Annotated in this window: 23 protein-coding genes and 1 pseudogene; 20 read left to right on the top strand and 4 right to left on the bottom strand. The window is 22.1% G+C overall.

Annotated elements, in window-relative coordinates; all coding sequences use genetic code 4:
- Window positions 1–43: 43 nt before the first annotated feature.
- A complete protein-coding gene (locus AAHM78_RS10335) occupies window positions 44–355 on the bottom strand; it encodes a transposase family protein (RefSeq protein WP_342253098.1) in 312 nt (103 codons plus the stop codon).
- 110 nt (window positions 356–465) lie between these two features.
- On the opposite strand from AAHM78_RS10335, the gene AAHM78_RS10330 reads away from it, so the two are divergent.
- From AAHM78_RS10330 to AAHM78_RS10280, 11 genes are all read left to right on the top strand, one after another.
- Complete coding sequence (locus tag AAHM78_RS10330; protein ID WP_342253097.1) at window positions 466–627, top strand: hypothetical protein; 162 nt, start codon at window positions 466–468, stop codon at window positions 625–627.
- Window positions 614–1276 (top strand): PD-(D/E)XK nuclease family protein, encoded by a 663-nt coding sequence (locus tag AAHM78_RS10325; RefSeq protein ID WP_342253096.1) that lies wholly within the window; start codon window positions 614–616, stop codon window positions 1274–1276. Before AAHM78_RS10330 ends, AAHM78_RS10325 begins: the two co-directional genes overlap by 14 nt.
- Before the next feature lies 1 nt (window position 1277).
- The gene (locus tag AAHM78_RS10320; RefSeq protein WP_342253095.1) at window positions 1278–2084 is read left to right on the top strand and encodes a recombinase RecT; all 807 of its coding nucleotides are present in this window, start codon (window positions 1278–1280) and stop codon (window positions 2082–2084) included.
- Between the two features lie 119 nt (window positions 2085–2203).
- The gene (locus AAHM78_RS10315) at window positions 2204–2371 is read left to right on the top strand and encodes a hypothetical protein (protein WP_342253094.1); all 168 of its coding nucleotides are present in this window, start codon (window positions 2204–2206) and stop codon (window positions 2369–2371) included.
- Window positions 2364–3002 (top strand): hypothetical protein, encoded by a 639-nt coding sequence (locus AAHM78_RS10310; RefSeq protein ID WP_342253093.1) that lies wholly within the window; start codon window positions 2364–2366, stop codon window positions 3000–3002. The genes AAHM78_RS10315 and AAHM78_RS10310 overlap by 8 nt, the downstream gene beginning before the upstream one ends.
- Window positions 3002–3298 (top strand): hypothetical protein, encoded by a 297-nt coding sequence (locus AAHM78_RS10305; RefSeq protein WP_342253092.1) that lies wholly within the window; start codon window positions 3002–3004, stop codon window positions 3296–3298. The genes AAHM78_RS10310 and AAHM78_RS10305 overlap by 1 nt, the downstream gene beginning before the upstream one ends.
- Window positions 3298–3492, top strand: coding sequence for a hypothetical protein (locus AAHM78_RS10300; protein WP_342253091.1), 195 nt, complete (start codon window positions 3298–3300; stop codon window positions 3490–3492). The genes AAHM78_RS10305 and AAHM78_RS10300 overlap by 1 nt, the downstream gene beginning before the upstream one ends.
- Before the next feature lie 2 nt (window positions 3493–3494).
- Window positions 3495–3755: a hypothetical protein gene (locus AAHM78_RS10295; RefSeq protein WP_342253090.1), complete on the top strand. Its 261-nt coding sequence runs from the start codon at window positions 3495–3497 to the stop codon at window positions 3753–3755.
- A 3-nt stretch (window positions 3756–3758) separates the two neighbouring features.
- Window positions 3759–3941, top strand: coding sequence for a hypothetical protein (locus AAHM78_RS10290; protein ID WP_342253089.1), 183 nt, complete (start codon window positions 3759–3761; stop codon window positions 3939–3941).
- Window positions 3942–4041: 100 nt separating this feature from the next.
- The gene (locus AAHM78_RS10285) at window positions 4042–5280 is read left to right on the top strand and encodes an IS256 family transposase (RefSeq protein WP_342255139.1); all 1239 of its coding nucleotides are present in this window, start codon (window positions 4042–4044) and stop codon (window positions 5278–5280) included.
- A gap of 531 nt (window positions 5281–5811) precedes the next feature.
- Window positions 5812–6186 carry a transposase family protein gene (locus AAHM78_RS10280; protein ID WP_342253088.1) on the top strand — a complete coding sequence of 125 codons (375 nt, stop codon included), beginning with the start codon at window positions 5812–5814 and terminating at the stop codon, window positions 6184–6186.
- Here AAHM78_RS10280 and AAHM78_RS10275 read toward each other — a convergent pair.
- Window positions 6173–6988, bottom strand: a pseudogene (locus tag AAHM78_RS10275) (IS256 family transposase); the annotation flags it as partial. The gene AAHM78_RS10280 and the pseudogene AAHM78_RS10275 sit on opposite strands and share 14 nt — an antisense overlap.
- Window positions 6989–7068: 80 nt before the next feature.
- On the opposite strand from AAHM78_RS10275, the gene AAHM78_RS10270 reads away from it, so the two are divergent.
- From AAHM78_RS10270 to AAHM78_RS10260, 3 genes are all read left to right on the top strand, one after another.
- On the top strand, window positions 7069–7887 hold the full coding sequence (locus AAHM78_RS10270; RefSeq protein ID WP_342253086.1) for an IS1/IS1595 family N-terminal zinc-binding domain-containing protein: 819 nt from the start codon (window positions 7069–7071) through the stop codon (window positions 7885–7887).
- A gap of 67 nt (window positions 7888–7954) precedes the next feature.
- On the top strand, window positions 7955–8365 hold the full coding sequence (locus AAHM78_RS10265; RefSeq protein ID WP_342253085.1) for a transposase family protein: 411 nt from the start codon (window positions 7955–7957) through the stop codon (window positions 8363–8365).
- A gap of 118 nt (window positions 8366–8483) precedes the next feature.
- The gene (locus tag AAHM78_RS10260) at window positions 8484–9200 is read left to right on the top strand and encodes an IS1595 family transposase (RefSeq protein ID WP_342253084.1); all 717 of its coding nucleotides are present in this window, start codon (window positions 8484–8486) and stop codon (window positions 9198–9200) included.
- Here AAHM78_RS10260 and AAHM78_RS10255 read toward each other — a convergent pair.
- A complete protein-coding gene (locus tag AAHM78_RS10255) occupies window positions 9166–9405 on the bottom strand; it encodes a hypothetical protein (RefSeq protein ID WP_342253083.1) in 240 nt (79 codons plus the stop codon). The genes AAHM78_RS10260 and AAHM78_RS10255 overlap by 35 nt on opposite strands.
- On the opposite strand from AAHM78_RS10255, the gene AAHM78_RS10250 reads away from it, so the two are divergent.
- On the top strand, window positions 9302–9724 hold the full coding sequence (locus AAHM78_RS10250) for a transposase family protein (RefSeq protein ID WP_342255138.1): 423 nt from the start codon (window positions 9302–9304) through the stop codon (window positions 9722–9724). The two genes, AAHM78_RS10255 and AAHM78_RS10250, sit on opposite strands and share 104 nt — an antisense overlap.
- Before the next feature lie 265 nt (window positions 9725–9989).
- Here AAHM78_RS10250 and AAHM78_RS10245 read toward each other — a convergent pair whose 3' ends face one another.
- The gene (locus AAHM78_RS10245) at window positions 9990–10526 is read right to left on the bottom strand and encodes a hypothetical protein (RefSeq protein ID WP_342253082.1); all 537 of its coding nucleotides are present in this window, start codon (window positions 10524–10526) and stop codon (window positions 9990–9992) included.
- A 56-nt stretch (window positions 10527–10582) separates the two neighbouring features.
- Between AAHM78_RS10245 and AAHM78_RS10240 the strand changes: the two genes are divergently transcribed.
- From AAHM78_RS10240 to AAHM78_RS10220, 5 genes are all read left to right on the top strand, one after another.
- Window positions 10583–10837: a transposase family protein gene (locus AAHM78_RS10240; protein ID WP_342253081.1), complete on the top strand. Its 255-nt coding sequence runs from the start codon at window positions 10583–10585 to the stop codon at window positions 10835–10837.
- Window positions 10838–11025: 188 nt separating this feature from the next.
- Window positions 11026–11400, top strand: a complete 375-nt coding sequence (locus AAHM78_RS10235) for a transposase family protein (protein ID WP_342254611.1) — start codon at window positions 11026–11028, stop codon at window positions 11398–11400.
- Window positions 11387–12334: an IS3 family transposase gene (locus AAHM78_RS10230; protein ID WP_342253080.1), complete on the top strand. Its 948-nt coding sequence runs from the start codon at window positions 11387–11389 to the stop codon at window positions 12332–12334. The genes AAHM78_RS10235 and AAHM78_RS10230 overlap by 14 nt, the downstream gene beginning before the upstream one ends.
- Before the next feature lie 119 nt (window positions 12335–12453).
- Window positions 12454–13413 carry an IS1595 family transposase gene (locus AAHM78_RS10225; protein ID WP_342252992.1) on the top strand — a complete coding sequence of 320 codons (960 nt, stop codon included), beginning with the start codon at window positions 12454–12456 and terminating at the stop codon, window positions 13411–13413.
- Window positions 13414–13534: 121 nt separating this feature from the next.
- Window positions 13535–14140 carry a hypothetical protein gene (locus AAHM78_RS10220; protein ID WP_342253079.1) on the top strand — a complete coding sequence of 202 codons (606 nt, stop codon included), beginning with the start codon at window positions 13535–13537 and terminating at the stop codon, window positions 14138–14140.
- Window positions 14141–14294: the final 154 nt, after the last annotated feature.

Raw genomic sequence — 14294 nt, 5'->3', positions numbered from 1 at the left:
TAATAATTGTTAAATTTTTAAAATTAAAGGTTTTGCACCAAGTCTAATCTTTTTTTCCAGTTAAATTAAAAATTCCGCTTTTTATTAAAATATTTTCAATTCAAAAAATATTACGAATGCAACTAGTATGACTAATATTATATCTTTTTGCAATAACTCTATAACTACTATAGTCTTTTCAATATTCTAAAGTCATTAATAAACGCTCTTCAATTACAATTTTATTTTTTCTACCACCATAATATTTTTGTTTAGACTCAGCAATTTTTAAAATTTCAAGCATTTTATAAAATGTTTGTGGCTTTATGCCGACTAAACTATAAAATTCTTGATCATCTTTATATTTTTTCAACATAATAACTATCACCTTTAATATTAATAATAATCGTTAAATTGTTAAAATTAAAGGTTTTGCACCCAGTCTATTATAAAAGAATTATTAAAGGTTAAAGGAGATGAATAAATATGGTAGCAGCACCTAAAAAGAAATCAGAAGATTTAATTATTAAACAAATTCATATTAGATTAAATAAAAATGATTATTATGAATTAAAAAAGATGTGTTTAGAAGAAGATATTACAATTAATAGTTTTGTAAATAATTTAATTAAAAATGCAATTAAATAATCAAAAAAATAATTTAATTTTTAAAAAAGAAACACATCAATATTTTATTCAAAATAAAGAATTAATATCAGTAAGTAAAATACTTGATTATTATTTAGGTAATTCATATTGTAAATGTAATAAATGTAAATATTGTTTTAATATTCATAATGCAAGAATTCGTGGTAATGTAGTTCATAAAGTAGCAGAATTATATTTTAAAAATATCACTATTAAAAATATAAATAATCAAATTAAAAATATTATTAAAGATTTATTTCCAGAAAATTATTTAAATTATTGTTATACATTATTAGAATATTTACCTTCTAAATTTATTGAAAATGCACAATATATTATTGAAAAAGCATTTAATTATGATATTGTTGCAGGAACACCTGATTTAATATTTAAAAATGAAAAATTAAATTTATATACAATAATTGATTTTAAAACTTATAAAGTTTTTAGTAAAGAATTATTAGAAAAATCAAAATTACAAATAATAGCATATTATTGATTATTAAAAAATAATAATTATGAATTATCAAATATACATTTTATATGTTGAATTAAAGAAAATGAAATTGAATTAATAAAAGTAGAAATAACAAATGAATTATTAATTGAATGAGAAAAAGCAATTTGAACATGAAGGGAATTAAAATAAAATGACAAATGAATTATTAGTTAAAAATATTAATAATTGTAATGTAGAAAAATTTATTAGACAAAAAGGTATTATTAATAATTTAGAAATTCAAAAATTTAAAAGTAATGTATTAGCAATTTCAAATCAATATGGTTTAGATAAAGCATATCCAGAAACAATTATTAATAGTTGTTATCAAGCAGTATTATTGAATTTACCATTAGAAAAGAATTTTGGTTATTGTTATATTGTACCTTATTGAGATAGTAATACAAAAGTAAATAATGCTCAATTTCAAATGGGATATAAAGGTTATATTCAATTAGCATTACGTTCACAACAATATAAAGAAATTAATGTAAGTGATGTTAGATTAACAGAAATTAAAAAAGTAGATAGACTTAAGGGAATTGAATTTAATTGAATACAAGATGATTTAGAAAGATTAAAACAACCCATTATTGGTTATGTAGCATATTTTCAATTAGTAAATGGTTTTGAAAAAACTTTATATATGTCAAAAGAACAAATAGAAAAACATTTTTTAAAATATTCAAAAACTTATGCAAAAAATAAAGAATTTATTGTTAGTGATTTTGATAGTATGGCGTTAAAAACTGTATTAACTCAATTATTAAGAAAATGGGGAATTATGAGTACTGAAATGCAAATTGCATATGAAAGTGACCAAGCAATTATTACTGAAAATAAAAAAATATATATTGATAATCCAAACAATAATATAGAAATAGAAAATAATACTAATTTTCAAAAATTAAAAGAAAATATTAAGAAATTAGATAAAGTAGTGTTTAAAAATGAATAAAAGAAAACAATTTAAATATGATAATAAATTAGTTGAACATGGAATTAAAGTTGCAAAAAAAAGATAAACAATTAATGAAAATATTAAAAAGATTAAGTTTAAATTAAGGAGAAATAATAATGAATAAAGAAAAATTATTTAAATATCTTAATAGCAAATTAAAAAATGCTGAAGAACAATATAATGATGAATTTTATCAAGATTTGCAACAATATATAAAAGGTGAAATTGATTTTATTAAAATTTTATGAATTTCAATAAAAAATGGAGACTTTGATAATGACTAATTATTTACTTTCAATTGACCCAAGTATTAAAAATACTGGATTTACTTTATGAGAAAAAGAATATAAATATGATAAAAATTTAAATTATTGACCTACTAGACAATATGTATATTGTGAAATTCATAATGATGATAATGCTTCATTAAAAATTATTAAAGAATGTCAAAATTGCTATGAAAATGAAATAATTTGAAAACCAATATTTGTTAAAAGTTTTTGTTTTAATAAATATAGTGAATATGAATTTGATAAACATTTAGATGTAGATGGAGTATTAAATTTTTGTAGTTATCGTGATTTTGATTTAATTATTGAACGTGGTACTTTTCATTCAAAAAATGGAATTGGTTATGAAACACAAGAACATTTACGTGGTTTTATTGCAGGACAATTTAATAAATTATTAACAAAAAATATGTTAATAAGTCCAAGTGAATGAAAGAAATGATATAAAAATAGACCTTTTGGAGCATATTGAGATATTAAAAATGAAAAATGAACAAAAGAAACATCATTAGCAATGGCACAAATCATTATTTCAGAAAATGAATGAGATTTTAATATTACTAATCATGATGAAGCAGATAGTTTATTAATTGGTTGATATTATTTAAATAAGGAGAATAAATAATGATGATAATAAGATGACAATGTGATTATTATGAAAATAATATAAGATGTGAAGAATATAGTAAAATTCAACCACATAAAGATTTTAATAATAATAGAGTTTATTGTGAAAATCATTGAAAAATAATTAATAAAATAAATCAAGAAAGAAAAGAATTTGCTATAAATCAATATAAACAAAAAATAATTAAATTTTTAAGAAAAGAATTTATTAATTTTGAAAATGATTTAATAAATTTACCAGTAATTAAAATTAATTTACTAATGGATAAAATTGAAAATGGAGAATTTGATTAATGCAAAAACAAAAACAAGAAAAAGTATTACTTAAATGTATTGTTAAAGATTGTAATAGTAAAGTATTAGTTACTTTAAAAACTTTAAACGTAGAAGATGGTGTAGTTCAATTTTTTAATATGTGTTATTTTCATAAAAAACAATTTAAAAATAAAATAAAAGAAATAAAAAATGAATATAAAAATAAGGAGTAATTATGAATTGATATGAATATGCATTAATAATATGAATTATTATAAGTATAATGTGAACTATTAATTTATTTTTAATAATTAAAATAAAAGAAAAACATATTTTAAAAATGCAAAATATAGATTTTAAACATTTAAGAAAAATAATAGATATGCAAGAAAATCATTTTCATAATATGTTAGATATTCATAAAGAAATGTTTGAAATAATAAATGAAAGAATAAATAAAATAATAGAATATCTTAATAATGAAAATAAGGAGTAAATAATGACTAAACGTGAATTTTTAATTAAATTAAAAGTAGATAAAGATAAAAATATTAAATTAGATTTTGAAAATGATTTAATTTATGAAAATATAGCATTATCTAGTTCATTTAATGAAAATTTTATAAATGAAATAATTGAATTATTAAATGATTATAAAAATATTGAATGAAATAATAACTAAATTATCGGTAATGTTTAGTAATCTGTGTAACTTACAAAAATAAATATGTTTAATTAATTCTAGTAAATATAATTAAATGACTAGAAAGAGTGAGTTACAAATGGTTAAAAAACAAAACATTAATAATAATGATCCAATATCACAAGCAGTAGATTTATTACTAGAAAATACTGAAGATTTAACAACAGTTTTTAAAGAAGGAGGTTTATATAAAGAATTAACAAAAAGATTAGTGGAAAAAATGTTGAATTCTGAAATGCAAAATTATTTAGGATATGAAAAAAATCAACATAGTAATAGTGAAAATGCTCGTAATGGCATAACTTCAAAAAAATTAATAACTCAAGAAGGTAAAATTGAAATTGATGTACCACGAGATCGTAATAGTAATTTTACTCCTGTAATAGTGCCAAAAAGACAAAGAAGATTTGATGGTTTTGATCAACAAGTTCTTTCACTATATGCAAAAGGTATGACAGTATCTGACATTAGAATGCAGTTGCAAGAGTTATATCATGGTGCAGATATTAGTGAAAGTGTTATTAGTCAAATTACTGATGATGTTATTGATGATGTCAAAGCATGGCAAAATCGGCCATTAGAAAGTATTTATACGATTGTTTATTTTGATTGTATAGTAGTTAAAGTACGACAAGATAAACGGATTATTAACAAATCAGTTTATATAGCACTAGGAGTTGATTTAGAAGGTAAAAAAGATGTTTTAGGTTTATGAATTAGTGAAAATGAAGGTTCTAAATTTTGATTATCTAATTTTACAGAAATGAAAAATCGAGGCTTAAATGATATTATTATTGCTTGTAGTGATAATTTAACAGGCATGTCAGAAGCAATACAATCAGTTTATCCTAAAACCGAACATCAATTATGCATAGTTCATCAAATTAGAAACAGTTTAAAATATGTTTCATACAAACATCGAAAATCTCTAGTTACAGATTTAAAACCAATTTATAGTGCATGTAGTGAAGAACAAGCAATGCAAGCTTTAGAATCGTTTGAAAATAAATGAAATAAACAATATCCTCAAATTACTAAATCTTGATATCAAAATGGAGATAATTTAATGGTTTTTATTAGTTATCCACCAGAAATTAAAAGAGTAATTTATACTACAAATGCTATTGAATCTGTTAATAGTCAATTACGAAAAGTTATTAGAAATAAAAAAGTTTTTCCTAACGATATGGCGGTTTTCAAAATATTTTACTTAGCAATTGAAAATATAACAAAAAAATGAACAATGCCTATTCAAAATTGAAATACAGCAATTGCTCATTTTATGATAAAATTTGAAGACAGAATTAATCTAAACTAGTACCTTGTAAAACAAAGATACACAGATTACATAAAATCCTCAAATTATCTATATTAAATATAGAAAATATGATATAATATAAGTATGTAAAAAGTACCTACTTTAAAAGTAGTAGGATAAGGTCTATCGCTTTCCTATCTAATCCCTTTAATTAGGGATTTTTTACATAAAAAAAGTTACCTTATTGGTAACTTTTTAATTAGGTGCCAACCTAACAATTACATAATTTTGAGAACTTTTTTATTTCATATACTTACATAAGTAAGTTCATTTCATTATAACATTAATATTTATATTTTATCAAAGTTTTTTCATAACATATTCCACTACAATGATATAAGTAAAAAGAACTATCAACATCAATAATACTTATAGTAAATTCATTATTACAAACAATGCAATTTTTATTTTTAATCATTTTTTTCTTGTTTATCTAAATAATCATTTATCTTATTATATAATAGACTTGGTGCAAAACCTTTAATTTTAACAATTTAACGATTATTATTAATATTAAAGGTGATAGTTATTATGTTGAAAAAATATAAAGATGATCAAGAATTTTATAGTTTAGTCGGCATAAAGCCACAAACATTTTATAAAATGCTTGAAATTTTAAAAATTGCTGAGTCTAAACAAAAATATTATGGTGGTAGAAAAAATAAAATTGTAATTGAAGAGCGTTTATTAATGACTTTAGAATATTGAAAAGACTATAGTAGTTATAGAGTTATTGCAAAAAGATATAATATTAGTCATGCTAGTTGCATTCGTAATATTTTTTGAATTGAAAATATTTTAATAAAAAGCGGAATTTTTAATTTACCTGGAAAAAAAGATTTAACAAAAAAGAGGCTTTTATGTAATCTGTGTATCTTTGTTTTACAAGGTACTAGTTTAGATTAATTCTGTCTTCAAATTTTATCATAAAATGAGCAATTGCTGTATTTCAATTTTGAATAGGCATTGTTCATTTTTTTGTTATATTTTCAATTGCTAAGTAAAATATTTTGAAAACTGCCATATCGTTAGGAAAAACTTTTTTATTTCTAATAACTTTTCGTAATTGACTATTAACAGATTCAATAGCATTTGTAGTATAAATTACTCTTTTAATTTCTGGTGGATAACTAATAAAAACCATTAAATTATCTCAATTTTTATATCAAGATTTAGTAATTTGAGGATATTGTTTATTTCATTTATTTTCAAACGATTCTAAAGCTTGCATTGCTTGTTCTTCACTACATGCACTATAAATTGGTTTTAAATCTGTAACTAGAGATTTTCGATGTTTGTATGAAACATATTTTAAATTATTTCTAATTTGATGAACTATGCATAATTGATGTTCGGTTTTAGGATAAACTGATTGTATTGCTTCTGACATGCCTGTTAAATTATCACTACAAGCATTAAGAATATCATTTAAGCCTCGATTTTTCATTTCTGTAAAATTAGATAATCAAAATTTAGAACCTTCATTTTCACTAATTCATAAACCTAAAACATCTTTTTTACCTTCTAAATCAACTCCTAGCGCTATATAAACTGATTTGTTAATAATCCGTTTATCTTGTAGTACTTTAACTACTATACAATCAAAATAAACAATCGGATAAATACTTTCTAATGGCCGATTTTGACATGCTTTGACATCATCAATAACATCATCAGTAATTTGACTAATAACACTTTCACTAATATCTTTTAATTTTCACAAAAAATCTTGATATTACTTTTAATTTAAAATTAAAAGTAATATTTTTATATCAGGGGTGATTTTTTGTGACTAATAATGAATTAATGGATGTTTTAAAAAACAAAAAAGATGAAGAATTTATAAAAATTATTAGACATTTTAAAAATAGAATTAAACAAATTGAGAAAAAAGAAAAATTAGATGCAATTGATAAAAAATTTAAAGAAAAAGGAATTCAATGTCCAAATTGTAAATCTTATTGATGTGTAAAAAATGTTTTTAAGAATAATAAGCAAAAATATTTATGCAAAGATTGTAAAAGTAGCTTTGATGATTTAAGAAATCATTTTTTACATTGAAGTCATTTATCTCATGAACAATGAGATTGAATAATTTGATTGTCATTGTTAGGTCAATCTGCTTATACTATTTCTCAATTTGCTAAAATTTCAAAAACATCAGCATGATTTAATCGTCAAAAATTTATGAAATCATCACAATTAGCAAAAACACAAAAACCATTCACAAAATTAAAAGGTAGAATTGAAATTGATGAAACTTTTATCAAAGAAATTCATAAAGGAAATTTCAAAAATCCAGATGATCCAAGAAAAAAATGAATTGAAGAAAATGCTAAAGATTTAAACTGTTGTATTGAAATGGCAATTGATGAAAATAAAAATATTTATGATCAAACAACAAATACTAAAAGATTAACAAAAAAATGAGTACAAGAAAATTTAACATCTAAGCTTATCGAAGAAAAATCAATTATAGTTTGTGATATGCAAATACTATATGATACAGTAGCTAAACAAACAAAATGTACTCTCAAGAAATTTAAATCAAAAGAAAATAAAGAATTAAATTATAAAAATTTAAGTAATATCAGTAAAATACAATAGACTTGGTGCAAAACCTTTAATTTTAACAATTTAACGATTATTATTAATATTAAAGGTGATAGTTATTATGTTGAAAAAATATAAAGATGATCAAGAATTTTATAGTTTAGTCGGCATAAAGCCACAAACATTTTATAAAATGATTGAAATTTTAAAAATTGCTGAGTCTAAACAAAAATATTATGGTGGTAGAAAAAATAAAATTGTAATTGAAGAGCGTTTATTAATGACTTTAGAATATTGAAAAGACTATATTAGTTATAGAGTTATTGCAAAAAGATATAATATTAGTCATACTAGTTGCATTCGTAATATTTTTTTAATTGAAAATATTTTAATAAAAAGCGGAATTTTTAATTTACCCGAAAAAAAAGATTTAACAAAAAATAAAGGTACTAATAATAATTTGTTAGCTATTGATGATACTGAAACTCCAATTGAAAGAATTAAAAAAGGAAATTATCCCCACATGTACTAGTGTGGAGGAAAAAATGAATTGAAATGAATTCAATAGCATATTTCAAACTGAAAACGATTGTTTGAAATATATAGCGAAGTTGAAAATAATGAAATGCATCAGGTGTGCTTCTTCTAGTTTGAATACTTCTGATTTGAGAAGAATACGATGTTTGAACTGTAACCAAACATTTAGTATTCTTTATGGAACCATTTTTTATAAGTCACAGACCCAAATGACATCTTGGTTTTATCTCATCTTTAGATGAATAAACACAAAGCATGGCATACCAGCAACCGATGTTGCAAGGGAATTGGGTGTGACCTATAAAACAGCTTGAAGAATGTGTCATGAAATCAGGACTAGAATTGGCAATCAAGATGCAGGTTTCATTGTTGATGGCACAGCACAGATGGATGAAATGTATCTTTCACATTTAGGTTTTAAAAAACAAGGAAGATCCTTGTTGAATAAAACTTTGATTGTTGGAGTTTATGAGAAAAACAGCAACAAACTAATTGTGAAGGTGCTGAAAAATGCAGATGAAAAAAACCTTTTAAGATTTGCATTGAAACACATTTTTACTGAGTGCTGTCTATTTACGGATTCTTGGAAGGGATATGTAAGTTTCAAAAACTTCTATCCCAAACATGAAATCGTAAATCATGAAGTTGGGTATGTGTCACCAACAGGTGTAAACACAAACCAGATTGAATCAGCATGAAAGCACATCCGACGAACTTTCCGAACACACATAAGAGTTTCAAAGCACAATATTCATTTATATGCAAAAGAATCAGCATATAAATTCAATAACATACCTAGTTTTGAAACTGTAATTTTGTGTTTGATTTAAATACATGTGGGGATAATTTCCTAGGTAGGCTTTTATCTCCGTTTATGTGATAAAATTTAAAAATAGTACATAAAGGGATAAAAGCCTTAAAAAAACTAAAATTACTTTTTTCAGGTAAAAAGAAACATCATTCTCTCAAATCCCAAATAATTATTGATATTTCCAATGGAAAAATTATTTCAACTGCTTTTTGTTTTGGAAGCATTCATGATTTTAAATTGCTTCTAAAATCTAAAACTTTTATTCATCCAGAAAAACAAGTTTTTGTTGATTCGGGTTATCAAGGTATACAAAATATTCATAAAAATAAATTTTTGCCATTTAAAAAAAGTAAATACAATCAATTAACACCAATTCAAAAAGAATACAATAAAACTTTAAGTAAAATTAGAATTAAAATTGAACACGTATTTGCTAAACTAAAACGTTTTAAAATTTTAAGTTTAAAATATCGCAATAAAATACGAAGATTTGCATTAAGATTTAATTTAATAGCAGGAATATATAATTTTGAATTACCTTAGTTTTGCACCAAGTCTAATGTTTTTTTTTCTTTATATCTTAAATTAGAAATAATACAACAACCAAAAATTAATCCAAAAACATTTAATGCAATAAAAAGTAATAAAACACCATAATAATTATTTTTTAAACATAATTTTAATCCAAAATAAATAAATGCAGTTATTATTGGTAATATTATAGCAATTAGTAAAGCAATTGTACTAGGTAAATCCATTTTTAACTCCTTTGTAAATTAATAGTAAAATTATAACAAAGAATATTAAATTATCTATTGTTAAATATTAATTTTGTAACTTTTAAAGTTGAATTAGAAATGTATCTTTTACCATATCCAACTTTTTCACCAACCGCATCTCCATAAATTGCTTCTATTTTCCCAAGATTTATGTATATATTAAATTTTCATATTAAATTATTATTTTTACTAATATCTAATATATTAATGCCACATGCACTATCTGTTGTTAATTCTTCTTTTATTCCATAATAACTTTCAGTTAATGTAAATGTATAACCAGCAAGATTATAATCAGATAATATTGTTGAATTATAAGCATATCCAAAAGCAGAGTAAGGTTGAACATTAGGAACTAATTTCCAATCTTTAACATTTTTATCTTGTGGATTTGAAAATATTAAATCTTTTAAATTAATAGTTATACTTGTAGTTTCTACTTCTTTTGCTGGATTAAAACTTTCTGTTGTATTAAAATTTATACCTTGTTCATTGTGTTTATTTTCAATTGTTTCAAAATTATATTCATAATAAATAGTAAAACTTTTATAATAGACTTGGTGCAAAACCTTTAATTTTAACAATTTAACGATTATTATTAATATTAAAGGTGATAGTTATTATGTTGAAAAAATATAAAGATGATCAAGAATTTTATAGTTTAGTCGGCATAAAGCCACAAACATTTTATAAAATGCTTGAAATTTTAAAAATTGCTGAGTCTAAACAAAAATATTATGGTGGTAGAAAAAATAAAATTGTAATTGAAGAGCGTTTATTAATGACTTTAGAATATTGAAAAGACTATAGTAGTTATAGAGTTATTGCAAAAAGATATAATATTAGTCATACTAGTTGCATTCGTAATATTTTTTAAATTGAAAATATTTTAATAAAAAGCGGAATTTTTAATTTACCTGAAAAAAAAGATTTAACAAAAAATAAAGGTACTAATAATAATTTGTTAGCTATTGATGCTACTGAAACTCCAATTGAAATAATTAAAAAAAACTAAAATTACTTTTTTCAGGTAAAAAGAAACATCATTCTCTCAAATCCCAAATAATTATTGATATTTCCAATGGAAAAATTATTTCAACTGCTTTTTGTTTTGGAAGCATTCATGATTTTAAATTGCTTCTAAAATCTAAAACTTTTATTCATCCAGAAAAACAAGTTTTTGTTGATTCAGGTTATCAAGGTATACAAAATATTCATAAAAATACATTTTTGCCATTTAAAAAAAGTAAATACAATCAATTAACACCAATTCAAAAAGAATACAATAAAACTTTAAGTAAAATTAGAATTAAAATTGAACACGTATTTGCTAAACTAAAACGTTTTAAAATTTTAAGTTTAAAATATCGCAATAAAATACGAAGATTTGCATTAAGATTTAATTTAATAGCAGGAATATATAATTTTGAATTACCTTAGTTTTGCACCAAGTCTAATTAAGAAAAGAATTAAAACAGTTACGAATGGAAAATGATATTTTAAAGCAAGCAGCACTAATAATAGGCAGAAAATAGAGATTATTATCAATAATAAATGTAAATATAAAATTCGTACAATGTGTCGTTTTTTAAAGCTCTCTAAATCAACATATTATTTTAATTTCAAGAAAAAAGAAAAAAATCAAAATAATATGTATGATGAAGCTGTTATTAGTGCTTTTAAAGAAAATAAAGAAATTTATGGCACAAGAAGATTAAAAGTCATATTAGAAAACCAAGAAATTTATTTATCAAGACGAAAAATTAAAGAAATTATTAATAAACATAATTTAATATCAAAATACACTAAATTAAGACACAAAAATCATCATAATAAAGTCAATGATAGTCAAATAACTAATCTTGTTAATAGAAACTTTAAGAATAGTATTAAAAATGAAGTTATTGTTAGTGATTTAACTTATGTTCAAGTAAATGGTAAGTGAAACTATATTTGTTTATTAATAGACCTATTTAACCGCGAAATTATTGGACATAGTGTAGGCACTAAAAAAGATGCATCATTAGTATATGAAGCATTTATGCAATCAAATCGCTGTTTAAAAGATATTCAAATATTTCATAGCGATCGAGGTAATGAATTTAATAATAAAATTATTGATAAACTTTTACTAGCATTCAATATTACTCGCTCTTTAAGCAAAAAAGGATGTCCTTATGACAATGCTGTTGCTGAAGCAACTTTTAAAACTTTCAAAACAGAATTTATTAATGATAAAAATTTTACATCATTAATCCAATTAAAATTAGAATTATTTGATTATATCAATTGATATAACAACATACTAATTCATAGCACTTTAAACTACCTAACTCCAGTTAATTATCAAAAACAAATGTCTACCAAAAAATAGTCCTAAAAAAGGTTGCCATTCCAATATCTCTAAAATTTCTTTTAATTTTCACAAAAAATCTTGATATTACTTTTAATTTTAAATTAAAAGTAATATTTTTATATCGGGGGTGATTTTTTGTGACTAATAATGAATTAATTGATGTTTTAAAAAACAAAAAAGATGAAGAATTTATAAAAATTATTAGACATTTTAAAAATAGAATTAAACAAATTGAGAAAAAAGAAAAATTAGATGCAATTGATAAAAAATTTAAAGAAAAAGGAATTCAATGTCCAAATTGTAAATCTTATTGATGTGTAAAAAATGGTTTTAAGAATAATAAGCAAAAATATTTATGCAAAGATTGTAAAAGTAGCTTTGATGCTTTAAGAAATCATTTTTTACATTGAAGTCATTTATCTCATGAACAATGAGATTGAATAATTTGATTGTCATTGTTAGGTCAATCTGCTTATACTATTTCTCAATTTGCTAAAATTTCAAAAACATCAGCATGATTTAATCGTCAAAAATTTATGAAATCATCACAATTAGCAAAAACACAAAAACCATTCACAAAATTAAAAGGTAGAATTGAAATTGATGAAACTTTTATCAAAGAAATTCATAAAGGAAATTTCAAAAATCCAGATGATCCAAGAAAAAAATGAATTGAAGAAAATGCTAAAGATTTAAACTGTTGTATTGAAATGGCAATTGATGAAAATAAAAATATTTATGCTCAAACAACAAATACTAAAAGATTAACAAAAAAATGAGTACAAGAAAATTTAACATCTAATCTTATCGAAGAAAAATCAATTATAGTTTGTGATATGCAAATACTATATGATACAGTAGCTAAACAAACAAAATGTACTCTCAAGAAATTTAAATCAAAAGAAAATAAAGAATTAAATTATAAAAATTTAAGTAATATCAGTAAAATACAATCAAGTTTAAAAGAATTTATTACTCATTATCATGGCATTGGATTTACCAATATTCAAAATTACCTCAATTTATGAAAATTTAAATACCAACATTATAAAATATCACCTTATGCAAAATCTGAAGCATTATATTTCAGTTTGTAAAAAAAATAAATCCCAAAATTAAATAAAATCAAATTTTAGGCCAGGTTGATGATTTTTTTTATTTCATCAAGAGTTTTTTTGAAAATTAAAAAAAATTTCTGGTTTTTATGATTATGATCAAGTGTATGAAAAAGGAAATTCAATTGCTATTGGTTCGGGTTTTAATGAAGAAGGTAGTATAGTTAATGGCGATTGAAATACAAATAAAGTTTATGATTGAGATATTATGGGAACTAATTTAATTAAAAATGACCATCAAATTAGCTTTATTTATAATACTAATGGTGATAATAATGCTAAAGTTAATTTTTTAGTTACTACTACTGATCAAAAATCGTTAATAGCAAACCGTCAAACTTTTTTACCAAATAATGAAGAAAAGTTACAAGGTGGTTGAGTTAAAATTACTTTAGATTTAAAGAAAATTGGTGGTATTAATACTTTTAATCGTATTTCTGAATTAGGATTACAAATTAAAGCAACTAATAATAATTTTAAGTTTAATGTTGGTGAATTTGAAATAAATAGTCCAACAACTAATAATCAAATCAAAGAAAATACAGTAATTTCAAATCCAAAATCAGAATATGTAATTAATCGAACAGTTAATAATCAAATATTATACAATGCTCGTTTTCAATGAGATGCTGTTAATATTGAAAATTTAAGTTATTATGCTATTTATTATTTTGATGAAAAAAAAATGATATCGTATTGGCGAAACTAGTCAAAACTATTATTTTTTAAAAAATTTAAAATCTATTCATAATCGGTTAGTATTAATGATTAAACCAGTTTATAACAATAATGTTATTTCTCAACAATCATTTGTGTTTAATATAGAAATTTAAAGGTGAAATATGAAAAATAAAAATAGTATA

The organism is Spiroplasma endosymbiont of Zeiraphera isertana, assembly GCF_964030805.1.
Lineage (GTDB): Bacteria > Bacillota_I > Bacilli_A > Mycoplasmatales > VBWQ01 > Spiroplasma_E.
This window is presented reverse-complemented; position numbering and strand designations above follow the sequence as displayed.